The organism is Psychrobacillus sp. NPDC096389 (assembly GCF_044762855.1).
GTDB lineage: Bacteria > Bacillota > Bacilli > Bacillales_A > Planococcaceae > Psychrobacillus.
In genome coordinates this window covers 1-24,694 of record NZ_JBIWFB010000013.1, presented here as the reverse complement: position 1 = coordinate 24,694, position 24,694 = coordinate 1, and the positions used below count along the sequence as shown (strand labels likewise).

17 protein-coding genes, 1 rRNA gene, 1 other RNA gene and 1 other annotated feature (1 of these 20 cut by a window edge) are annotated in these 24,694 nt (G+C 35.6%); of the genes, 15 read left to right on the top strand and 4 right to left on the bottom strand.

From position 1 onward, the window contains the following. Positions 1-222, bottom strand: a binding site (T-box leader) (it extends 31 nt beyond the left edge of the window). A gap of 159 nt (positions 223-381) precedes the next feature. The 3 genes from ACIQ38_RS21845 (at position 382) to ACIQ38_RS21835 (ending at position 5,882) form a co-directional block, all read left to right on the top strand. Then, positions 382-2,724 carry a helix-turn-helix domain-containing protein gene (locus tag ACIQ38_RS21845; RefSeq protein WP_402828378.1) on the top strand — a complete coding sequence of 781 codons (2,343 nt, stop codon included), beginning with the start codon at positions 382-384 and terminating at the stop codon, positions 2,722-2,724. Between the two features lie 572 nt (positions 2,725-3,296). Then, positions 3,297-4,685, top strand: coding sequence for an MFS transporter (locus tag ACIQ38_RS21840; protein ID WP_402828499.1), 1,389 nt, complete (start codon positions 3,297-3,299; stop codon positions 4,683-4,685). Positions 4,686-4,700: 15 nt separating this feature from the next. After that, entirely contained in the window at positions 4,701-5,882 is a 1,182-nt protein-coding gene (locus ACIQ38_RS21835) for an amidohydrolase (protein WP_402828496.1), read from the top strand. 956 nt (positions 5,883-6,838) lie between these two features. Here ACIQ38_RS21835 and ACIQ38_RS21830 read toward each other — a convergent pair. Beyond that, a complete protein-coding gene (locus tag ACIQ38_RS21830) occupies positions 6,839-7,474 on the bottom strand; it encodes an alpha/beta hydrolase (protein ID WP_402828375.1) in 636 nt (211 codons plus the stop codon). 461 nt (positions 7,475-7,935) lie between these two features. Here ACIQ38_RS21830 and ACIQ38_RS21825 point away from each other — a divergent pair, with 461 nt between their 5' ends. Further along, the gene (locus tag ACIQ38_RS21825) at positions 7,936-8,172 is read left to right on the top strand and encodes a hypothetical protein (RefSeq protein ID WP_402828372.1); all 237 of its coding nucleotides are present in this window, start codon (positions 7,936-7,938) and stop codon (positions 8,170-8,172) included. A 25-nt stretch (positions 8,173-8,197) separates the two neighbouring features. On the opposite strand, the gene ACIQ38_RS21820 is transcribed toward ACIQ38_RS21825, so the two are convergent. Next, positions 8,198-9,097, bottom strand: a complete 900-nt coding sequence (locus ACIQ38_RS21820; protein WP_402828369.1) for a DMT family transporter — start codon at positions 9,095-9,097, stop codon at positions 8,198-8,200. A gap of 1,111 nt (positions 9,098-10,208) precedes the next feature. Here ACIQ38_RS21820 and ACIQ38_RS21815 point away from each other — a divergent pair. From ACIQ38_RS21815 to ACIQ38_RS21805, 3 genes are all read left to right on the top strand, one after another. After that, the gene (locus tag ACIQ38_RS21815) at positions 10,209-11,432 is read left to right on the top strand and encodes an ATP-grasp domain-containing protein (protein WP_402828367.1); all 1,224 of its coding nucleotides are present in this window, start codon (positions 10,209-10,211) and stop codon (positions 11,430-11,432) included. An 82-nt stretch (positions 11,433-11,514) separates the two neighbouring features. After that, positions 11,515-11,958 (top strand): CotY/CotZ family spore coat protein, encoded by a 444-nt coding sequence (locus ACIQ38_RS21810; RefSeq protein ID WP_402828364.1) that lies wholly within the window; start codon positions 11,515-11,517, stop codon positions 11,956-11,958. 144 nt (positions 11,959-12,102) lie between these two features. Further along, positions 12,103-14,271, top strand: a complete 2,169-nt coding sequence (locus tag ACIQ38_RS21805; protein ID WP_402828361.1) for a YheC/YheD family protein — start codon at positions 12,103-12,105, stop codon at positions 14,269-14,271. A 105-nt stretch (positions 14,272-14,376) separates the two neighbouring features. Here ACIQ38_RS21805 and ACIQ38_RS21800 read toward each other — a convergent pair whose 3' ends face one another. Beyond that, positions 14,377-15,597 carry an ATP-grasp domain-containing protein gene (locus tag ACIQ38_RS21800; RefSeq protein ID WP_402828358.1) on the bottom strand — a complete coding sequence of 407 codons (1,221 nt, stop codon included), beginning with the start codon at positions 15,595-15,597 and terminating at the stop codon, positions 14,377-14,379. Positions 15,598-15,760: 163 nt separating this feature from the next. Here ACIQ38_RS21800 and ACIQ38_RS21795 point away from each other — a divergent pair, with 163 nt between their 5' ends. Then, on the top strand, positions 15,761-17,140 hold the full coding sequence (locus tag ACIQ38_RS21795) for a Mur ligase family protein (protein WP_402828355.1): 1,380 nt from the start codon (positions 15,761-15,763) through the stop codon (positions 17,138-17,140). Positions 17,141-17,236: 96 nt separating this feature from the next. After that, positions 17,237-18,622 carry a UDP-N-acetylmuramoyl-tripeptide--D-alanyl-D-alanine ligase gene (locus ACIQ38_RS21790; protein ID WP_402828353.1) on the top strand — a complete coding sequence of 462 codons (1,386 nt, stop codon included), beginning with the start codon at positions 17,237-17,239 and terminating at the stop codon, positions 18,620-18,622. A gap of 61 nt (positions 18,623-18,683) precedes the next feature. On the opposite strand, the gene ACIQ38_RS21785 is transcribed toward ACIQ38_RS21790, so the two are convergent. Further along, positions 18,684-20,036: a C40 family peptidase gene (locus tag ACIQ38_RS21785; protein WP_402828350.1), complete on the bottom strand. Its 1,353-nt coding sequence runs from the start codon at positions 20,034-20,036 to the stop codon at positions 18,684-18,686. A 382-nt stretch (positions 20,037-20,418) separates the two neighbouring features. Here ACIQ38_RS21785 and ACIQ38_RS21780 point away from each other — a divergent pair, with 382 nt between their 5' ends. The 6 genes from ACIQ38_RS21780 to ACIQ38_RS21755 all read left to right on the top strand — a co-directional run. After that, positions 20,419-21,870 carry a hypothetical protein gene (locus ACIQ38_RS21780; RefSeq protein ID WP_402828347.1) on the top strand — a complete coding sequence of 484 codons (1,452 nt, stop codon included), beginning with the start codon at positions 20,419-20,421 and terminating at the stop codon, positions 21,868-21,870. A 52-nt stretch (positions 21,871-21,922) separates the two neighbouring features. After that, entirely contained in the window at positions 21,923-22,684 is a 762-nt protein-coding gene (locus tag ACIQ38_RS21775) for a YqjF family protein (protein WP_402828344.1), read from the top strand. A gap of 68 nt (positions 22,685-22,752) precedes the next feature. Beyond that, a complete protein-coding gene (locus tag ACIQ38_RS21770) occupies positions 22,753-23,274 on the top strand; it encodes a YhcN/YlaJ family sporulation lipoprotein (RefSeq protein ID WP_402828342.1) in 522 nt (173 codons plus the stop codon). Positions 23,275-23,341: 67 nt separating this feature from the next. Continuing rightward, positions 23,342-23,535, top strand: a non-coding RNA gene (ssrS, locus tag ACIQ38_RS21765) — 6S RNA. Positions 23,536-23,638: 103 nt separating this feature from the next. Then, positions 23,639-23,887: a hypothetical protein gene (locus ACIQ38_RS21760; RefSeq protein WP_402828339.1), complete on the top strand. Its 249-nt coding sequence runs from the start codon at positions 23,639-23,641 to the stop codon at positions 23,885-23,887. A 738-nt stretch (positions 23,888-24,625) separates the two neighbouring features. Then, a 16S ribosomal RNA gene (locus ACIQ38_RS21755) occupies positions 24,626-24,694 on the top strand; the annotation flags it as partial.

The window sequence follows — 24,694 nt, the reverse complement described above, 5'->3', positions numbered from 1 at the left end:
TAATTCCAGAAATCTGTTTATCACAAAAACTCTGGCACTCAGTCAACGTACGAACATACGTGATCCCATGATAACGGGGGATAAACCGGCAAAATCTACTAATAGTTCAACTTTGCTTCTCCGAGACTACTTCCGAAATAGGCTTAAACATCGACTTTCAGCAAGCGTCGACTCTCTTTGGATTAAGTGGCCATTCGTACTTATTCTCTTCAACGAATTTGGATTTGAGTAATAGCTTATCAAGCGAATATTAAACTGTCAATAAAACATGGGAAGTTGTATTATTCTGATATTTTGTGTGGGCGGGATGAAATAATATAGGTTGCGTAATATACTTCTCTATTAGTAAGATGACGATAAAAGGTTTAGGAGGTGGCTTTAATGGATGAGCGATTAAAGGATTTTCATCTAAGGATACAGAAAATTGGTTCAGTTGAACGGGAAGTGAATCGTGGAATCGAATTTGTTTTAGTAATCGAAGGTAAACTTACGATTGAAACGAGTAATAGAATTTATCAAATGAAAGAAAAGGATTTACTTGTTATAAATCGAAATGAGCTTTTTGAAATGCATGGAAACAAAGAGAACAGTATTCTACGTTTTACTATCTCTGATACGTATATGGAACAATCCTATAAAGAGTATCGACATCAACGGTTTGAATGCTTCTCACAAGATGTTGATATCGGACGAGAAACATTAATAGACCAGCTCCGTACATTTTTTGGTGAAATGGTCATTACATACTTCCGTAAAGATGATATTTACACAATTGAAATGCAACGACTTGTAAGTGAAATACTTCTCATACTAATTCGTCGTTTCAAAGAGGAAGGAAATGCATTAGGACAGTTAGACACAGAAGATGATAGACTGATACAGCTCATCGACTATATGGAGAGGCATTATCAAGAACAAATTACGCTAGAACAGATGGCTCATAAGTTATATATGTCTCCTGGTTATTTATCGCGTTATTTCAAGAAGAAAATGGGTGTAGGATTTAGTCGTTTTTTAATGGATATTCGATTGAAGCATAGTGTAAAAGACTTGCTTTATACATCAGATTCTATTGCTTCTATTGCCATGAACAACGGTTTCCCAAACGCAAAGTCCTTTACGATCCTTTTTAAAGAAATTTACGAGGAAACACCGAAAGTATATCGAGACCGTCATATTAAAGAGAAAGTAAACATCCATCATACAACTAATATAAAAGGCGTTGAGACGCTTACTAATTCTTCCTCTATTTTTCTTCAGTTAGGTTCCATGCTCGCTGAAACAAATAAAACATATAGCAATACAGAAACTCGTTATGAGGAGTTGCATATTGATGCATCTGTTCCATCAAAAGACAAAATTACTTATCCAGATCATGTTTTAATTATTCGGGAATTAAAAGAGCTATTAAAAGAAGAGATACGTGAACAAGTATTAGTAGTGAAAGATGAATTACGACTTAGTTATATAGGTATTCAAAATTTAGTCAGCAGTGCTTCCTTTCTTCCCACTGTTGAAACAGATGAAGCAATCGCTACTTCCTCTCCTTATTTTAAAGCAGATATGGCGATTAACTTTTTGAAAAAGCATGATTTAGCCATATTTAGCCGCGTCAGCTACCAAGATATCTCGATGGATGAAGCATCGTATTTTAAGAAATTAGATGGTTTTCTACGCCATTGTCTCCAAGTGTATGGGGAATCTTATGTAAGTAAATGGCGTATTCTCTATTATGAATCGCAGTTTACCGCAGTTGATAGTAAAGAACTGCGTCGCATGTATACGAAATTATATAGTAGTATTAAAAAAATTGTACCCGGAATCCATATCGGTGCATATTTGCCCTATTCTTATAAAGAAGAAGACATAAGTGAACGTCATAGGTGGATATTAGAAGAAGACGAACGCATCGATTTTATCGGTTTCCATGCCAATCAAAATGAAGTGATCGATTTTGAAGATACGAGCAATGATCCATTCTTACTTGTTAAGGATTATATTAAAGAGAAAACGAATAAAGTGAAATATTTCTTAAAGCAGCACCATATCGACAAACCGCTTCATCTGCTGACATGGAATACGCTATCTGGAAATACACGTTATACAAACGGTACTTTTTTCCGAGGGGCATTAGTGTTGAAAAGTGCGTGGGATATTTCAAATGATGTCGAATCTCTTGCTTTTTGGATAAACACTGAATTGCATGAAGTGGATGATCAGCATCACCGTATTCAATTGGAAGGGATGGAATTGTTTCATTTTTTTAACGGGAAACGTCCAGCTTTTTATGCCATGTTGTTTGCAGAAAAACTATCGGGAAGTATCATTGCGCAAGGACCAGATTTCATTATGACGGAGTATGAAAGAGGCTACCAGTTAATATTGATGAATTGCATTAATGTTAACCCGTATTACTCTATCGAAGATGCATTTTTGAAAAAGTTGAATAAAGATATTCGTGTCATCATTTCAGGTTTGAAGCATGGCGAATATCAAATTCGTAAGTATACGTATGATAAAGATAATGGAGCCCTTTATACAAACTGGTGGAATTTAGGTAGCAAACATGGAGTAGATAGTGAGATTGCTGACTATATTAATCGACTAAGTCATCCATCTTTACAAATTTTTGATGAAACATTAGATGGAGACTGGTCTTTCTATTCATATTTAACGATTAACGCCATCCACTTTTTTGATATTCGTAAGTCTTATATGAAATAAAACATGTGTTGGTTATTCAAAAATATCTAGTGTATTAGTTGTTAAAAGTATGATAAAACACAAAGCACCTTATGTATAGGTTTTTTAGGATTACACTTAATATTATTAAAAGTTAATTTAACACCGGTGGATGCTAGTAAAGCTAGTGTTCACTGGTGTTTTTTATTGTCTAGGAAACTAAAAAAAATTTGGCATGTTGAAATTTATAGTTTTGAGCGTGGTATATGGAAAGTGCCTCGTAGCGTTCACTACGAGGCACTTTCCCTATTATGCGTTTCATTCCAATCAAAATTCAGATTTACTATATCGTAAAAGGAGCTCAAGCTCTTTTATTCTGGTAGGTAAAAAAATAACCGTCTTTTTTGTACCTCTAAATTCTCTTATCAAAATAATATCCAATTTTATAAAGGAACTAATCGAAAAAAGCATGATGGTAAAATAGTTTTTCTTTTAGAATATAGCTATAGGAAAGCTTACCTAATTAATTAATAAAAGGCCTTTAATTAAATTCTTATGTACTTTGCATGAAATTGCACTTTTAACAAATAATCAAATAAAATGAAGGAGTGAGTATTTTGGAAACAACCTATAAAGGTACAAATAAAATGATTACAGGTATTGTATTTGGAGTTTTAACATTTTGGTTATTTGCGCAAGCGATGGTTAACGTCGTTCCGGCTATACAACAAGATTTAGGAGTCTCGATGGGAACTCTAAACATAGCGATAAGCTTAACGGCATTATTCTCAGGTATTTTTATCGTAGCAGCAGGTGGTCTTGCTGATAAAATGGGACGTAAGAAAATCACTAATTTTGGATTGATTTTAAGTATTATCGGTTCACTTTGTATAGTATTAGCAAACGGTGCGACTTTACTTATTATTGGTCGTATTATTCAAGGGATTTCGGCAGCATGTATTATGCCTTCCACAATCGCGTTAATGAAAGCTTACTTTGAAGGAGCGGATCGTCAACGTGCACTAAGCTTTTGGTCAATTGGTTCTTGGGGCGGTTCTGGTTTTTGTTCATTATTTGGCGGTGCGATTGCAACTTATATGGGATGGAAATGGATTTTCATTTTCTCTATTATCTTCGCTATTCTTGCATTGTGGTTAATAAAAGATACACCAGAAAGTAAAGCAAAAGACACAGGTAATTCAAAATTTGATATTAAAGGATTAATTATTTTCATTATTACGATGTTGGCGTTAAATATTTTCATTACACAAGGTGCTGAAATTGGTTGGACAAACTGGATTACAATCGTTCTAGTAGTGGTGACAATTATTGGTGCAATTATCTTTGTAAAAGTTGAAAATGGTAGATCAAATGCTTTAATTGATTTTGGATTATTTAAAAATGCACCATATACAGGTGCAACAGTTTCCAACTTCTTGCTTAATGCGGTCGCAGGGACATTAGTTGTTGCAAATACGTATGTGCAAGAAGGAAGAGGATTCACATCTTTCCAATCGGGTATGTTATCAATAGGTTATCTCATTGCTGTTCTAGGTATGATTCGCGTAGGTGAAAAAATTCTTCAAAAAATTGGTGCAAAAAAACCAATGCTTTGGGGTGCGGTACTGACCCTAATTGGTGTTGGTGTAATGGGCTTAACATTCTTACCAGATGTAGCATATACAATCGTCGTGTTTATCGGTTTTGCATTGTTTGGTTTAGGTTTAGGGCTATATGCAACACCTTCTACAGATACAGCTGTATCTAATGCTCCAGATGATAAAATAGGAGCAGCTTCTGGTATTTATAAAATGGCTAGTTCACTTGGTTCAGCCTTTGGGGTTGCGATTTCTGCAACTGTCTATGCAATGATTGCAGACAAAAGCGGAGTGGATGCAGCAGCAACTGGCGGTATTATAGCAAATGTCATTTTCGCGATTATTGCATTGTTATCAATTCTCTTCATGGTTCCTAATAATGCTGGTAAAAGTGAAGTTAAATAAGGGAGAGTGCAAATGATGAAAGAAAAATTAATGAAAATGTTAGAAGAGCGAGAAGAAGAAATTATTCAAATACGTCGCTATTTACACGAAAATCCTGAACTGTCATTTAAAGAAGAAAAAACAGCTAAATATATTGAAGACTTTTATAAAGGAAAAGACGTGAAAGTTCAAACCAATGTTGGGAATGGATACGGGATTATTGTAACGATCAAAGGGGCTAAACCTGGTAAAACAATTGGGCTTCGTGCAGATTTCGATGCACTCCCAATTGTAGAGGAAACACCAGTCCCATTTAAATCAAAAGTCGAAGGTGTTATGCATGCGTGTGGTCATGATGGTCATACAGCTTATTTATTAGTATTAGCAGATTGTTTAATTCAATTGAAATCAGAGTTGTCTGGAACGATTAAAATTATCCATCAACATGCAGAAGAGGTTCCACCAGGTGGGGCAAAAAGTATTGTAGAATCTGGATTAATTGATGATTTGGATGAAGTGTATGGCATTCATTTGCTACCAATGGGTCCGGCAGGATTAGTCGGCTATCACGCAGGGTTCGCCTTCAATGGAAGAGCCTATATGAAATTAAAAATTCAAGGAAGAGGCGGGCATGGTTCCTCTCCACATTTAGCGAATGATGCAATTGTTGCAGGTGCTCATTTTGTTACAGCAGTTCAAACGATTATTAGTCGCAGATTAAGCCCTTTTGAAATTGGTGTTATTACAATTGGCTCTTTTGATGGGAAAGGCACATTCAATGTCATTAAAGACAGCGTAGAGCTAGAAGGTGACATTCGTTATATGACTGTTGAAACGAAAGGAAAAATAGAAAAAGAAGTAAAACGTCTCGTGAAAGGGTTAGAAGAAGAGTTTGGTGTTACTTGTGAATTAACGTATGAAATGGATTATCCACCCGTATACAATAATCCAGAGTTAACAGCGAAAGTAGCTGAGACGCTTAAAAATGCAAATGACCCACATATTAAAGAGGTAAGAGAATTCCCAGCGTTAGCACCATCGGAAGATTTTGCTTACTATGCAGAAAAGTTCCCAGCATGTTTCTTCTATATTGCTTGTACACCTGAAGGAGTGGAAGATCCATATTTTAATCACCATCCAAAATTCGACATAGACGAAGCATCCTTGTTAGTCGCTGCAAAAGCAGTAGGACAAGTAGTGTGCAGTTTGCAGGAATAAATTGAGCAAGGCTATCTCAAAGTCAAATTTGAGATAGCCTTATTTTTTTATCGCTTAGAAAATAATAAAGTAATTGGGGTACTGATAGTTTTTTCAATAAGAATAAAGTATGCGGTTTTTTTGTTAAGCGCAATTATAGGGATAATGCGTCTTAGCGACCGCTGTGATTTTCACTGCAGTCGTACGCTTTCCGCCGGGTGAGTGATGAGCCATCCCTGCCGCCTTTAGGCGTACGTTGGGATGTCTCATTAGCCACTCATCCGGCAGGAGTCGACGTCTGCAGCGAAAATCAATGGAAAATACTAACTTATCAATCTCTGGAATTAACAATAAATGGTTGGATGAGACAATATCGGCTGTGAATGCGACAATCTGGACGCTGAATACGACAAACTAGTCGAGCAGATGCGGCCAGGAGAAATCGACGTTTTTTTAGGCATATTATTCCTATAATACGTCGAAATCGAAATCGTCTCAATCCAAGTTAACTTGATATTGTAAGAATTAGTTGCTTTCATTGGCAATTTAGTTGCTCTCATGCTGATTTTAATTGCTTTCGTACTGAAATTAGTTGCTTTCAATAGTTTTTTGATTGCCCTTAGCCATTCTTTGGAATTTTGCACGACGGTGTGAGGCCCTGCAAGTGCGTTAGCGACGTAGGGTCTCGTCACTTGCCCAGTGGAAATACAGCGGTCACCCAATTGAGCTTGCTAAGACGCACAATCCCATACTATGTTGCATAACTCGGTGTATGCTTACATCGTAAACTTGGAAACTATATGTTGTAATTCTTCCGCAAGATTTGATAAAGAAACGGCAGCAGCAGTTACTTCTTCTTCCATAGAAGCTAATTGTTCTTCGGATGCAGCTGCTTTAGAATCAATCTATTTACAAGTTGGGCATTCTATTTTGGGACATAATAAAAGAGACTTTTTGCAAAGTCTCCAGTTTTACTGTTACTGTTCTTTTATAAATTCAACTAGATCCGCATGATTTTCCGGTGTTACGCCGTGCCCATCACCGTAAGTTTTAAACGTCACATTTGCCCCGATCGCTTCGAAATAATCTTTGCTTTCGGCACCCCACTGCGAGGGAATAACGTAATCATAATCCCCGTGCGAAATAAAGATGTTCAAATGATCGACTGTTCGCTTACTATATTCTTCTTTCACAAAACCTGGTATATAGCCGCTTAATGCAACAACTTTGTTAATAATATTGCCCATCGTTAATGCTAAAGTTTGTGAAAGAATTGCCCCTTGGCTAAAACCTAATAACGTAATATTGTTTGGATCAAGGTCGTATTCCTCTATTGCTTCGTTAATAAATGATTGGATAAATGTAACTACTTTATCAAACACATCCCGATCAGGTTTTCCTACCTCCGCAATTGTAAAAAAGGCATAACCTGGATTATAAACAATAGGACCACGTAAACTGAAAATATGGTGGGTTTCTTCAAAATCTTTGACTAGCTGTGGTAAATCTTCCTCATTGCTTCCCATACCATGCAGTAAGAAGAGGGCAGGCATTTTTCCGGATGTCAGTGTCACTTTTGGAGCTGAATATTTAAATGTAAAAGGAGATTTCATTTTTTTCTTCCCTTCAAGCTAAAGTATATCTATTTTAGCATAAGCGGCTGACTCTTTCGTATATATAAGGTAATAGAGTCGTAGAATAGAACAAGTAAAGGGGGGATATGGGTGCGGCAATACGTTAGGGAAGAACTGCAATTATTATTCCAAGTTTTGTTAGGATTGTTTTTAGTATTTGGTTTCAGTTATTTTTTGCGTGCAACTACCGATCAATTTCCTTGGCTATCTCTCATAGGGTCAGCGGTTGGCCTATCGATAATTATATTCTTTTTGTCGAGGAAAAAGTACAGCGCATTTTTAATTTCATTACTAGTTTTTTCGGTCATCATGAGCGTGATCTTTAATTGGTATTCTATTTTCAATGTTCATTAAAGATGAACTTTAATGAAAAATTAGCTTAAAATATTCTATATGGGACATAATGGGTAAAGGTATTATCATATCAGGAGATGAAAAATGTGAAAGAATTCAAAGTAACTTATTTTTTTGATGAAGAACATTATATACGTAGATTTATCCATATAGAATCTCAGGAAAAGGCAGTAGAGATGATTCAAAAGGAACGAGACAGTTATATTTCATTTACAGATAGTAGAGGAATTTACCATGAATTGAATACCAGCAATGTTCGAGTAGTACAAATATCCGAATATCATAGAATCGATAAAACGAAAAAAGTATTGGCCTCTAAATGAAGCCAAATACTTTTTTCATTTAATTTTAAATTTCCTTTTTAGATACTGATCTTCGTTTTCCCCCATACAAATGTACGACTAGCACGCCTAATATTGCGATGAATCCCCCAATAATAGAAAGAATAGCTGGAAGTTCACCTAACCATAACCAGGCGACTACTATTGCGATAACAGGTTCGGCATAGAGTAGGCTGGATATGGAACTAGCCTTACTTAGTGATAGGGCGATAGCCCAAGTTAAATAAGCGATCGTAGTGGGAAATATCCCGATATAAATTGCGGACAAATTTGCTTCTAGTGTTGCATGCCCGATGTCTTCTAAGAGACCAGGAGTGAATATAAGAAATGGGATAGTGCCAGCCCAAGTAAAATAAGCCGTTAATTCGATCGGATTATATTTTAACAATAAGGATTTTTGATAAACAAAAAATATTGACGTAGCGATAGCAGCAATGATAACTAAAAATACACCAGGAGAAATGTTGAATATCGAATCTCCAGTACCTATTCCGATTAATAAAATACCAACGAATCCAAATGCCAGACCAAGCCATCCAATTGTTCCGAGACGTTCCTTTAACACAAGCACAGCAATAATTGTCGTAAAAATAGGTGCTGAACCTATTAGCATTCCTGCCGTCCCTGCTGTAATCGTCAATTGCCCAAATGTTACACATATATGATAGATGCTAATTCCAATCCATCCAAGCACCGTTATTTTGAGTAAATCTTCTTTCTTTGGTAATTGAAAACTAATCCCAGGTAAAAAAGCAATTATAGCAAAGATAAAGGAAGCAATGATAAAACGGAATAATATCAAATGCCCCGCTGAATAACCCTCGTGTAAGCTAGCGCTAATAGATGCAAAACTAGATCCCCAGATGAAGACAGTAATCGCTGCTAAAACAAAAGCTTTCTTATTCAATTGATTCCACCAAACTTTCTACTAGTAAATAGAACAACAAACACTTACCGTTACTAGGGTTACATGTAAAAGTAAACAACTAATATTACAATAAAATCCATTATAAAACAACCTATCGAAGAGGAATATGGTATTATATTTGACCCCAAATGTTGATTAACTCAAAAGTATCCAATAACTTGATTGTTAAGAACGTGATTGAACACAAGGTACTGTATATATTGGTGCTTTTGTATTCCTTTAAACTGAACTAATTCTACACCATCATTGAAACTTCTTGATGTTCAGGAGAACTGTAAAAAATGGAATGCGGATAACTTTTAATAAAACATAAGGTGGAGATTTATAGTTTTGAGCGTGGAATAAAGAAAATGCATCGCAAGGAAACTCAATAAGGTGTCTGTTAAATTTCCGCAGGACGAGTGACGAGCCACTACGTCGCTAACGCTCTTGCATGGCTTACACCTTCAAGCGAAGTTCCAAAAAATATCTAAGGGCAACCAAAAATCTATTGAAGGCAATTAATTTCAGTACGAAAGCAACTAAAATCAGCATGAAAGCAACTAAATTGCTGATGAGAGCAACTAATTTATTACAATAGCAAGTTTACTTAGATTGAGACGACTATGATTTAGACATATTATAGGAATAATATGCCTAAAAGCCCATCGAACTCGACTATTTTGTCGAGTTCGCAGTCTACATTGTCTTAATCAACCATTTATTGTTAATTCCGGACACTGATAAGTTAGTATTTTCCATTGATTTTCGCTGCAGGGCGGCGACTCCGAAGGGAATAAGTGAGTAAGATGAGACTTCACAACGTACGCCTAAGCGGCGGTGAAGGCTCATCACTCCCCCCCCGGAAAGCGTCCGTCCTGCAGCGAAAATCACAGCGGTCACTACGACGCAATATCCCTATTATGCATTTCATTCTATTCAAAATTCCGATTTACCGTATTTGGGAAAGGGTTTCAAGATCTTTTGATAGAAATTTGTTAATCAACAGACGTGATATTTTACCTTTGCATGGGCAAACGTTGTGGCTAAATCGTGTTCCATACATATTTTAAAGAGACAAATGTGTATAAACGAATGGGTGGCTATTCCTATGAAAACAATTGTATTTATTGGGAGTTACAAATCAGGAACAAGTAAAGAAGCCTTAATGATAGCAAAAGAAATGGGCTATTATGTGGTTTTATGCACGGACAAGGCTAAGTATATGACAAGCCATCCTGATTTCTTGGAAGTTGATCAGTTTGTGTTTATTGAAGACTTACTAAACGAACAACAAATGGTGAAAGAAATAACCAAGCTTATGGAAAAAGGGAAACAAATTTGCGCATGCCTTAGTTTTATTGATCCATATGTTTCTTATGCAGCAAGGCTTTCTAAGCATTTCGAGATAGCCAAAATTTCTGTGGATTCCTTAGGAGTGATGGAAAACAAAATAGCGATCAGGGAAAAACTAAAAGATCTTCCGATGACCCCCTTCTATACAATTTTTCACCCAGATGATTCCATCAAAAAGTTTGGAAAAGAAAATAAATCCCTCTTTCCTTTTATCATTAAACCCCCAATTTCGAATGGTTCAAAGGATGTATTATTTGTTGAAACAATAGAAAAGCTTGTAAGTGCTTTAACATTTCTGCAAGAAAAACATCCAAATAATCCATTGTTAATAGAAGAATTTTTACATGGACCACAGTATCTAGTTGAAATATTAGTTTATAACAAGGAAATAAAATTCCTAGCTCTAGTAGAGCAAGAAGTACTATATAACGGAAGATTTATCGTCACTGGTTATAAATTTCCAGGAGAAGTGGGAGAGGATGAATATCGTAGTCTAAAGGGGTGTATTTCAAGCATTCTAGAACAAACAGGTCTTTCCAATGGCTCGTGTCATATGGAGATGAAGCTTGTCCAAGGGAAGTGGAAATTAATAGAAGTGAATCCGAGAATGGCTGGAGGAGCGATGAACAGAATTATAGAAGAAGGAACTGGGATAAATCTGTTAAAAGAAATATTAAAAGTACATTTAGGAGAAGAACCTATTTTACCAGAAAAGAAGAAAAACTATGTGTACGCCCGATATTTAACAATAAATTCTCGGGGGAAGCTACTCAAAATTACCGGGAAAGAACTTGCTTTAAAGCATGACGGAGTGAAGTACGTTCATATTAAACCGCATGCAGGAAGATTAATAACGGCCCCCTATTCAATGGGGAATCGATATGCATGCGTCATTGCCGTTTCGGAAGCAGCGGAACAAGCAAAAGCCATTGCATTAAAAGCTACGAAGGAAATAAAGTTTTATCTAGAACCTTTTTAAAAGCAACATTTCAATTTGGTGATTTTTACCCGTATAACCTTCTCAAACCACAATATTATAAGTATTAAGAGTAAGAAGGGAGTTGAAAAATCAATTGAGCACCGAAGTTAAAAGTAACCAATGTCTATGTGATGCGCTAATTGAATTGAAATTGCTTCAGGATCTAATAAATAATTCCCAAACAAAATTTTTTGGCAGCTTACTATCTAAAATAGTCGGTACCGATACGATTCCCTTCCTCTTGATAACTACAAAAGGGGATCCATTAAGTTTTTGGAGTACTGAAGAGTGTTTTGAAACAAGTTATTTTCGGATTGAGTCCATAGATATAGAAACATGCTGTATCAAAGTTTCGTTACTACGTCCGCTTGATATTGAAGGTAATTACTCTAACTCGTTTTGTGATTTGGTTAGATTAGAAAAAACGTCTATATGTAAGAACATTGATTTGTCATGTTTTTGTGCCATACAACTATTGGAGACCGAATTGTTGAAAAGGAAAATTATAATTGAGCCAAAATGGTAATGACACATCTTCACCCTACAAATCTTGGGGTGTTTTTTATTTTTACTAGAAGTTAAATAAAAATTGAACATTTGTCCGTATTCAATGCAAGGTGGATGAATTTAATACAAATATAATTACACGAATATAAAAGGAGAATATTAAATGATAACAATAGGGATGCTACATCATCGTAAAGATCCAAAAACCGTCTTGAAGTCTTATGCATATGCAGCAGTAGCTAAGGCAGAGGGGGTCAATTTCTTTTACTTTTCACCAGGTGCAGTGAATTTTGTCAATCGATCTATTCGAGGTCAAGTTTATGAAAATGGAAGCTGGAAAGAGAAAATCATGTCTTTTCCAGATGTGATTTATAACGCAGGGAGTCCTGAAAAGTTAGCTAAGTCAAAAGAAATTATAGATAAATTGAAGAAGGAAATTCCATTTACTACAAATTCTATAGGGAATAAATGGAATATAAATGAAAGGCTAATGGAAGCTAAAGAATTTTCAAGTTACTTAATTCCCTCAGAAGTTGTAAAAAATGCGGAAAACTTTTATAAATTCACTTCCTCTTTTCATAAAGTTGTCCTTAAACCGATTGATGGGAGAAAGGGAAAAGGAATCTTTTTTATCTCTGAAGTAGCAGAGGGTTATGAAGTGAGACAGAATACAGAAAATAAACTTTATACAAAAGAGCAGTTGACCGTATTTTTGAAGGATAAGTTATCATCAGGGACTTTTATAGTCCAACCGTATATCCAATCCGTCAATAAATCTGGTCAGGTGTATGATTTTAGGCTTCATGTACAAAAAAATGGGGAAGGAAAGTGGGTGATTACTACTATTTATCCACGAGTTGCTCCAAACGGATCTATCATTCCAAATATTAATAATGGTGGCTTCACCAATTATTTAGATCCATTTTTACAACAGGAATTTAAAGAAGAAGCATTTGATATTAGGCGGATGCTTGAACATTTTTCTTTGGCATTAGCTAATCATTTAGATCATATACAAATGGTGAAGTATGGAGAAGTTATTGATGAAATAGGAATCGATGTAGGACTAGACGAAAATTTAAAAATTTGGATTTATGAAGTAAACTGGCGTCCAGGCTGTCCTCCTGCTTTTTATTTGGAATTAGATGTAGTGATACATTCCATTCAATATGCAAAATTTTTAGCCGAAAATCAAACAAAAGTAAAAAATGAAATTAGCAAAATTAAGAGGAAAAAGATGGAGGAAAAAGGAGAAATACCGATTATCGCGATAACGGGAAGTGCCGGTAAAACAACTTCTAAGGCGTTCCTTGCCTCAATATTGGCTAAAAAATGGAATATTTTCGAGTCCAAAGATTACTGGAATACAACAGAGCATACAAAAAAACATGCAGCAGAAATTAATGACGCTCACGAGGCGGTTGTATTAGAGTACGGTATGGCATATCCAGGGGTCATTACAGAACATTGTAGCATTATTAAACCTAACATTAGCATAGTCACCAATATCGGACTTGCACATGTTGGAAACTTTGATAGTGATATTAAAGGAGTTGCTCATGCAAAATCTGAACTAATCCATGGAATGGATCAAGAGGGTATCCTCATTGTAAACAAAGATGATGAAAACTCTAAGTATTTGGAGACCCAACAATTCAAAGGGAAGATAATGACGGTTAGTACAAAATCACCAGCTAACTATAGAGCCTATAACATCCAATATAAAGAGAACGGAATGAGTTTCAAAATGAGACTACAGCGGCAAGAAATTGAACTATTTATCCCTATTTTAGGAGAGCATCATGTATATAATGCTTTAAATGCAATTGCTGTGGCTGATTATTTAGGATTCACTCCAATGGAGATAAAGGCGGGATTAATATTCAGAAAACCACCAAGAAGATTAACTATCTATAATTGTCGCGACAATATTACCGTAATTGATGATACGGTACACTCTCATCCACAAGGAGTACGAGCTGCACTGGATGTCCTAACGAATGTAGGTAAACATCGAAAAATAGCTATTATTGGACAAATGAGAGAGTTGGGTGAGTTAAGAGAAGAAGAGTATCGTAAAGTCGGCGATTATGTTCAAGAAAAGGGTATTGATATTTTAATCACCTATGGATTTAGAACGGAAGAAATTGGTGATCAAGCGAAAGTGAAAGGATTTCCCCCTACAAATGTATATCATTTTACAAAGAAGGAACTATTACATGAGCTATTGGAAAAGATTGTAGAAAAAGACGACACAATTTTAATCAAAGGAGCAAGTAAAACGAATATGTTTGATACAGTCAAGTTTTTAGATCAAACGTTTAAAGAATAATTTTAAAAAAGTACCTGGATAACGCACTCTTATTTAAGAGACGTTATTCAGGTTTTGCTATTCTTTAGTAATAAAAAAGAGCACCTACATAAGGTGTTCTTAGTGTCACTCCTCTTCTAAATGGAAAGTAATCTCTTTTGCTGCAGTATTCGCGAGGTTTTTGGCTTCTTCTAGACTACTACCAACAGCAATTACATAAGCATATCTATGCCCCATAGATAATGGTGGCATTAAAAGAGTTCCTTTTTTAGGCTTCACATAAACCTCTATAACTCCGGGTGATTTTTGAGCCCTCGCTTTCCCGGTTACTTTTTCTAATATACCTTTCTTTGTGGCAATAACATATTTGGTGAAAACATATTTCTTGTGCTTAGGTAATAGTGCGGGACTTTTCCCTAAATATAATTTAAGTGTCTCTTCTACTAAATTTATTCCGAATGCTGCTTGAATCATTTTGTTCATAGCACCTCCAGAAATCCTTGGATTAATCTCGATGAGTTTCCAACCAGTCTTAGCTAAACGAATTTCCAAATGTAAAGCTCCATTTTCAATCTTGAGTTCTTTAATAATGGACTGAAGCATCTTTTCGATCCCTGTTCTAATCGTTAAAGGAACGTTTGCAAGTACACCATAACCTGTAATGATAAATCGCTTGTTCTTTGTGATTTCCTGTTCGATTATACCTACAATACGTGCTTTAGCTTTATGAACGAGTACCTCAACCAAATATTGATCACCATCTATATATTCTTCTACCATAATTGTGTTATCCGGATTTTTATTCTGAAGATTTTCAAAATGTCGTTTTAGTTGTTCTTTCCCTTTGGCTAAAAGTACGTCTTTAGATCCTGTTGACTTGGGAGATTTAATAATAATTGGAAAATCAAACTGTTCGCATATTTTTTCTATAGGGATTTTTTCGCCTGGCTTTATTAAGAAAAACTTAGGGGTATAAGGTTGATCTTTTAAAGTTGACCTTGTTTCCTCCTTATTTTCCATTATTTCAATGGCTCTAGACAGTACATAGTTATGACAGAACTCATCGCAAAGTATGGATGCGGTATGAACAAATGGATCAACAAAACTGACGATGGTTTGTATATCGGCACCTGTTGCTTGTAACTTAAAAATTTCTTCTCTCATACTGTCTAGGTTGTACGTGTTTACATAAACCATTTTATGGACTTCTGCATACTCTTTTCTTTGCTGAATTTGCTTCTCATTGTTGGTGAAAAGAATGGTGAAGTACCCTAAACTCTCTGCAGCTTTAATCGCTTCCCTGCTTGATCCGGATTTGTTAGTACTTACAAAAATAATGGTTTTCAAACGGATCACCCCCTCCTATTAATTTCGATTAATACGGTTCTTTCTATATTTATGAAATGTTCTAGCTTTGGCATAGTTATGTATCACGCAATTAAGTCCCATTTATCCAGTCAACTTCAGTTTAAAAACATATTATATATATGAAAGGAGTGTGAAAAAAATAATGAAACCCCATACAGTCAGCAGTATAAGAACAATCATTTCTGGTGTGTTGGTCCAAGGGTCCGATGAAGTGTTAGTCCATTACGGAGCATATCGTTTAAAACAAATAAAAAATCAAAACACGATTCTTTTTACTAACATGAGAATTATTGACTGGAGAAGCCTAAAGAAATTTTTCCCATTAGTGCTTGCAACAGAGTGGAAATATAGTAAAGATGAAATTCCTGAGAATGTAACTGTCATCCAAGTAACTAATGCCGATGAAGCATATTGGAAATTTGTTCGCTACTACCGTAGCTTATTTCAAATCCCCGTAGTAGCCATTACAGGAACTTCCGGGAAAACAACAACAAAAGAAATGATCAAGCATATTCTTTCAGAAGATAGAATAGTGACAGCTACAAGCCTTACTAGTAACTCTAGAACGGCGAATTTGCAATATCTTTTGAGCATAGATGAGGAAACCGAAGCAGCTATCTTTGAAACGGCTGTTGGTTCACCAGGGGATGTATTAAAAGCAGGTGAATATTTCAAACCTACAATAGGAATCATTACAAACATCGGAGCACACCACCTCAATTATTGCAAAACGCTAGAAGGTTATATTGAGGCAAAAGGAGAAATGGCTAAAATTGTTAATTCATCAGGTATACTAATTATTAATTCGGAGGATAGCAATACAAGTAAGATTGATCTGAAAAACTTTCAAGGGAAAATCGTAAAAGTTGGAACTCATAGGACTTGCCATTTTCGAGCACAAAATATTCGTTACAGTCAAGATGGCATGGAATTTAGTATTAAACATAAGAAGAGAAATTATCAAATATTTGTACCAGGCTTAGGAGTTCATCAGGTCTATAATGCTCTTGCTGCTATAGCAGCTGTTTATGAAATGGGAGTGTCTATCCCGGAGGCTGCTTTTCGCTTGAAAAGATTTAGGAAGTTCAATAAGCAACTTCAATTGGTGGATGGTATAAACGATTCTATGATTATAGATGATACATGGAGTATTACAACAACTTCATTAGAAGCAGCATTAAAAGTATTAAATGAAATTGGAAAAGAGAAGAAAAAAGTAGCAATCATAGGCACAATTACTGATTTAGGTTCATGGGGCTATATTATTCATGAACAGGCAGGAGATTTAATTTACCAAAATGGAGTGGATGTACTCATTACGATAGGAGAGCATGCGAGCATAATAGCAGACCATGCGGTAAAAAGAGGTTTAACTTCACCGGTCTATACATTTAGGAATGAAGTCCTTGTTTTTAATCTATTAGAGAAAATTGTAGACTCCAATACCATTGTTCTGATCAAGGGAGATATGTATAGCAAACCTATAATCGAACTAGCATCAAAATTGCGGAAGAAAAAATAAGATAAATTATTTTAAAAAGATGGACAAACACTGTGCACAATCTATACCTAATCATCAAACAGTAGCGTTCATACTATAAAGAGGGGAGGAGTACTATTGAAACCTTTACGCGTGAAAGAAATTCGAAATTTACTACAAGGGGAACTAATAAGTGGCAACGAGCTTTGGAATGTAAATAATGCTATTTATTATAATCGGCATGATCTAACCAAAAGTAATACGCTAATGTTTGTGAGCAGAATTGATGCTATTAACTGGCATGAAATTAACAATAAGGGACCTTCTCTTGTGATTTCAGATAAGCCTTCCTCAGAATTGAAAAATGCACTCCCGAATACAACGGTCATTAAAGTAAAAAGTCTTGTACAATCCTATTGGAAATTCATGGATTACTACAGGAATCTTTTTCAAATACCAGTAGTTGCAATAACGGGAACATGTGGTAAAACTACTACAAAAGAAATGATCAAACATATTTTAAGTAAAGATTGGAATATCCAAGCATCCGTTAGTAGTAAAAATGAACCGCGCCAATCTTTACCTTATTTGATGGGCATTGATGAAAAAACTAAAGCCGCTGTATTTGAGCTTGGGCTAGGTAATATCGGAAATATAAAACACCAGTGCAATATTTATCAGCCTACAATAGGTATTATTACGAATATTGGTGTTCATCATTTAGACGGTTGTGGAAATCTGGAAGGATATATAAAAGCGAAGTCTGAAATAGTGGAGGGTATAAAGAAAGACGGCATATTAATATTAAATGCCGATGATTCTAATACTAAAAAAGTTCCTCTACATTCATTTAAAGGAAAGATCCTTTATTTTGGAGTAAGTGAGAAGTCACATTTTAGAGCTTCTAATATTAGATTTATAAATAGAGGAATGAAATTTCAAATTCATTTCTCAAACCAAACATACGATGCTTTTATACCAGGCTATGGAGAGCACCAAGTATATAATGCGCTTGCTGCAATAGCAGCTGTAAATGAAATGGGGATGGATGTAAAGGAAGCTATTTCGCGTATAGCGACCTATAAAAATATGACAAGACACCTAGAGTTTTCAAATGGAATAGGTGAAAGTACTATTATAGATGATACTTGGACAAATAATCCTACATCTGTCGAAGCTGCGTTAAAGGTGTTGGATTCCATTGGACAGGGAAAGAAAATTATCCTTGTACTCGGAGATATTAAGCGATTAGGGAATTTTGAAAAGAAATACCATCGAGAAATAGGAAGTTTGGTTGCAAAAAGAAATATTCATACACTGATCACAATAGGGAGCAAGGCAGAAGAAATCGCAAAACAAGCAATGGAAGAAGGAATAGAGGCTACAGTCCATGTGTTTCCAAATGTAACTGGAGTCATCGATGTTTTAAAACCCATACTTGATAGAAATACCATTTTATTGATAAAGGGTCCAATGTCGAGCCGATCAATGATAGATTTTGCAAATAGTTTAAAACAAAAATAATAAATAAAAAAGAAGCATTTACGCCTTATGCGTTGAATGCTTCTTTTTGCAAGGTCTTATATTAAAGAACTCGACGAGCTGTTTTGTAGTTTTTATTGGCCCAAGTAGAATTCAAACTTTCTTTCACAACACTACCGTTTGTTTTCAGACGAATATATTGATTGGCTCCAATATAAATTGCACTTTCCGTAATTTTGGAACCACCGTTAGTGAAGAAAATTAAATCCCCTTTTTGTAAATTACTCTTTTGAACTGCATTTCCTACTAAAGCTTGTTGACTAGCTATTTTACTTTTCAGATTAACTCCCTGTTTATTAAACACATAGTATGTAAATCCAGCGCTAGTAAATGATAAAGATTTTTCGTCGTACCCGTATCCAAACGTTGCCTTGCCCATTAAATTAGAGGCAAGACTGACAATCTTATCAGCTGGTGTGGAACTTGTTGTAGGCGGTACTGCTACCGATGGTGATGCACTTCCAGTAACTACACGTTTTGCGGTAATATAATGCTGTTCATAATAATCTACAAGTAGAACTCTCGTTAATACTCCATCAGAATTTGGAATAATGATTCGATGATCCCCTGCGTATATTGCTACCGTAGACGGTGTTTTAGATCCTTTCGTACTGTTAAAGAAAACTAAGTCCCCTTTTTTAAGATTAGCTTTGGAAACAGTTGTCCCTTTATTCATTAAATCTTTAATATTTGTCGTACCTAATTTGATATTATTTGTTTTATACACATAGTCGATGAATCCAGTAGCAGTAAAACGTAAGGATGACTCATTATTAACGCTACCCATTGTTACTTTATCTTTTAAACTATAAGCTTTTTCTACAATCTTATCGCCTGTAGTTGCTGGATTAGATGACATAATTGTTGGTAAAACTCTTCTTGCTGTTATATAGCTATCTTTATAATATGGCTTGCTATCTAAGTCTGTGATGACAATTTTTTGTGTTGGATCTGCCATTTGAATGATCTTATTGTCGCCAATGTACATAGCCACATGGTTAGGAACATTCCCGCCTCTACTATCAAAGAATAGTAAATCCCCTTTTTGCAGTTGGTTTCTAGCTACAGCAGTTCCTTGTTTCATCATATAATCTTCATTATAAGTTGCAAGATCTACGCCATTTTGCTCGAAAATGTACATAAGGAAGGTTGCACATGAAAATTTATAGGGATAAGTGGATTTGTACTCTGTATTGCTGTAAGTAGCTTTTCCAATTAAACTTTTTCCTGTTTGAATTAATTGATCTGCCTTTGCAGCTACTGCCTGTTGATTGTTTTGGGCGTTAGTTGTTGCAGCAGATACTTTTATAGGATGAATAGCGTCAGGGGCAACACCTAGGGCGCTTAAACCGATGACAACTGATAGAGTTGTTGAGATAAAACGTTTCTTCGTCATAAATACCTCCATAGTTTTTTTTGACTTGCTCCGATTTTAGCATGCAAAAGAATGGATACTTTAAGGGAATATATGCCACAAACTATGAGAGGACGTCTAAAACCCTTAATGCAAAAGGGTTTTCTGAAGAAGTTTACAGTTTGATTACAAATGTTTCAAACGTGTAAAAAAGCTAAAGAAAGGATGTATAAATGCTAGATGCGAAAGGGCATCATGAGTCATTTGAGGTTTTGAAAGTGATGAAGGGGTCGGGAGAAACAAAGGACAACCGGGAGCGGTAAAACTTGGATCATAGGCAGTCTATGAAGCAATTACTTGCTTTTTATATTAATACGCCACATCTCCCAATTTCTCTGCATATGATGTTGGGAAGGGGTGTATGATGAACGATTATATAAATATGTTTAAGCGATTTTTACCGCAAACTGCAACGGTTTTGGAATTGCAACAGTCTAATAAGAAGCCCGCAGTTATAGTGGCGGATATTGACGGTGACCATGTGGATGAGTTAATAGGTGCATTTCGGTATCAGGAGAAAAACTATATTTTGATATTGAAAAACAGAAACAACCAGTGGCAGCCGCTAATTATGATAAGCGGAAGTGGTTATGGTATCTCAGATTTGTTAGCTGTACCACTCACAGACACTGGTGTAAATACGCTAATCATCGGGTGGCAACAAGGTAGTATGTGGTCACAATTGAATTTATTGCAATGGATGGATAATGCTTTTGTTTGGTTACCTACAAACGATATCATTTACAGTAAGCTAGAAGCAGAAGATATGGACAAAGACGATAAGTATGAACTTGCTATTTGGACTCATGATACTGGAGAAGCGTATAAAGTAGAAGTTTATCGTTGGGATAAAACAGGTCTTGTGCAAGCGAAAGATGTCTATCCTTATTACTTTAAAAAAGTAGCAGCCTACTATGAAAATCTATTGAAAACAAATGATTTCTCTTATTATTGGTACTACTTAGCAGATGCACAAATGAAAGCGGGGGATTTTGACCAGGCTTTAGTTTCTATTGATAAAGCTTTAACATTTTCGTCTCCTTATCCATCAAAAGAAGTGCTAAATAAAAAAAGGCAAGAAATTTTAAACCATCAAGGGACAACGAATCCGAATGACCAAGTGGTAATTACTTGGGCAATAGGGGATGTAACTGGCGATGGTTTTCAAGATACTGTCTATCTTACCGGAGAAAAAACGGAGGGAAGTCCGTTTTGGAAAAACATTACGCTCGTTATTTTGAATGGAAAAACGAATATGTATGAAAGAATCCCTTTAAAAGAAAATATGGGATATAACCCAACTATTTTTCTTGGTGATTTTACAGGGAATCATGTAGATGATATACAAATAGTAATAGATACCGGCGGAAGCGGAGGTACGATTTATGCATATGTTTTCGCTTTTTTGGACGAAAAAATGAAGCAAATATTTGATACGGACGTATATAACGATTATTCCAAGTATGAGGTGCATTATCAAGACCATTATAAAGTACTGGTAACTAGCTCGAATCCTGCGATGCAATACACATTGGATTTAACATACAAAGGGGAAGAGTACTTATCGGAAATTTATAATCCGGATGGTACGCTGAAAGAACCGATAGAAGGATGGGTAGATCCAATAAGCGGCTTGTATCCGATTGACTATGCTAGAGACGGCACGTATGAGCTTCTTTCTTATCAAGAAGTTGCGGGCAGATATCACGCGGATGCATTGGGGTATGTTCAAAATGAATGGAAATGGAATGGACGAGAATTTGTCACTAATCGACAAAGTGTCGCTATTTTTGGTAAGGATTTAAAGGATAAATGAATACATTTTTAGTAATTAGCCCCTTTCTTGGTTGGAGGGGTTTTTTTCGATTGTGATAAAAATTTCGTTTGAAGGAACGATAATGGGGGACAATAAGCTTATTATCTTAACAGAAAGGAAATACAGTATGTGGAAAAAAATGTGGATTATGACACAGGAATGGCATCATGTATTGTTTCTTCATTGGCCCGTTTCACCTGAACATGTTCGTGAACATATCCCTCCTGAGCTAGAACTCGATTTATATGAAGGCAAAGCTTGGATTGGTTTTGTATTTTTTCGAGTGAAAGGAAATCGACCTAGATTTATCCCTCCATTACCAGGAATGCGAACATTTTTAGAACTTAATGTACGTACATATGTTACTTACAAAGGAAAAGCAGGTGTCCATTTCTTCAGTTTAGATGCGAATCATCCATTCATTGTACAAATGGCGTCTTTTGGTGATTTTTTACCATATCGAGACGCAGAAATATATTTTAAAAAGGATAAAAAGTCACTTTCAATAGATAGCAAATGCTATTATCAAAATGAAAGTTTCCTCACTACATTTGAACCAATTGCAAATTTTATCCAAAGCACTCGGCTTAGTACATGGCTTACAGAACGATATTACTTATGGACGAAAACGAAAGGACGACTATTTCGTGTGGAAATAAGCCATTCACCTTGGCGTTTGCAAAATGTAACTGGCGTAGTTTATCAAAATACAATGGCTTCTTTTATGAAGGGAAATTACAAGATAGAACGGCCACTTGCTCATTACTCCAGACTAAAAAAAGCAAAATTTTATCCTCCCGTTTTAGAAAACTAAAATGAATAAATAATAAAAAACAAACGCATACTACGTCCGAGTAGTTAGATTTTAAAGGAGGATTTAAGATGAATAAATTATTACAAATTTCTATGATCATGCTTCTTGTCGGGTCATTAGCGGCGTGTGGAACAAATAAAAAAGACGATAATGTGGCTGACAATAGCGCAACTACTACGGATAATGCAGCGGATACAAACATCAATACGGACACTGATACAGTTGAAACGAACACTGACGACGCAAATGGTAACGAAGGTCATAAGGTTGAATTAGCAGATGATGTTGCTGACAAAATCACAGCAATGGAAGAAGTAGAAAGTGCAAATGTATTCGTAACTGATAACAATGCATATGTTGCAGTTGAGCTGAAAGAAGGAGTAGACGCGAGCGAAGATTTGGAAACTAAAGTTGCGGATGAAGCTAGAGCAACAAACGCAAACTTTAACAATGTATACGTGACAACGAATCCGGACTTCACAAAACAGTTCAATGAATACGGCGAAAAAATCAGAGCAAATGAACCGGTAGAAGGTTTCTTCCAGGAGTTTTCGGATACTGTAAAAAGAGTATTCCCAGATGCACATTAATTAAATATCCAAAATCTGTGGCAATCATTTCCGTTGATTTTAGTGAGGAATAGGTTTATTATATAAATACAAGCTGCATTGTACGTATGGATATTAAGTTTTAACCTTTATGCTGTAACAGGGAGTTTTATATAGAAGCTGGAATGACAAGCCTTATTCTCTTTTGACAATAAGGACATGCAAGATAGCTTTTGCGAACACCCACTTTGAGGAGTGGTGGTTTAAAACTTTCTAATAAAATACGGCAAAGGCGGCTTATCTAAAAGTTTATAATAGCAATGTTTATAGAGCACTCCTTCCAGAAATGGTTGGGGTGTTTTTTTATGGATTTTTGGTTTGTCGCAATAAAAATGAGAGAAAAAATATGCACCAAATCTTCCTGGCGAAGGATTTGGTCAAAATAGAAATAACTTGCATAGTGTTTTTGATGTTGAAAAGGGGAAAAATTAAAAACAATTACCAAAATTCTATTGTCTTTTTTGATAAACACCTACCCGGTACTCTAGAAATCATTGACCAAGAAATATTTGAATTAACTAAAGAGGAGCATGAAGAACACCAACGAGATATGGAAGACTACTATCATGAAGTAGCTATGAGTAAAATAACTTAAAAACTCTATTTAACCACCGTTTTATAGACAAAATACTAAGCCCCTTTAAATTAACGTTTAAGGGGGCTTAAAATACTTATTTTTGTCTATTTACTCGTCTACGATCAAAATTATAAAGGAGTGGGATTACCCTCTCTTCCGTCGAAAAAAGCAATGAAAGATCAAGTTTTAGATCTGCCTGTGCCGCTTAAACTAAAGAATGGATAGGCACCGTTTGATGAAGGACTAGAACTTGAAAATATCATAGAGTGAAAAATAAAAGAAATTCAAATCTTAAATTTTGAAGATGTACTTATAACTATCAGGGTCTTAGGGGATCTTAAACTCTTTTGTTACTGTAACATTTGGTCGGCCTCTTCTTAGTGAGAGGAAATACGTGAAATGAGTTTCTTCTATAATATATAATTTTCGGTAACTCGATTGTTCGACATTATTTTAAGAAATTTCGAGAAAGAACTTGCTATAATATTTAGAAGGTGGTATGATAAAAACCTGTCGTTTTAGTTACTAATTTTTAAAAACGATATTAAAAGTTGTTGACAACGACAACTGAACTTGTTATGATATAAAAGTTACCACGAAAAATCGGTGACGAAAAATGAACGTTGAAAACTGAACATGCAAAACGTTAAGACATACAGCTTGAAAGACTAACCTCGGTTAGCTTGATAGCAATACATTTTTTGACATCATTTAATGATGATGCCAGCAGAACAACATGAGCTTTTTAAGTTCTCTATTATGGAGAGTTTGATCCTGGCTCAGGACGAACGCTGGCGGCGTGCCTAATACATGCAAGTCGAGCGA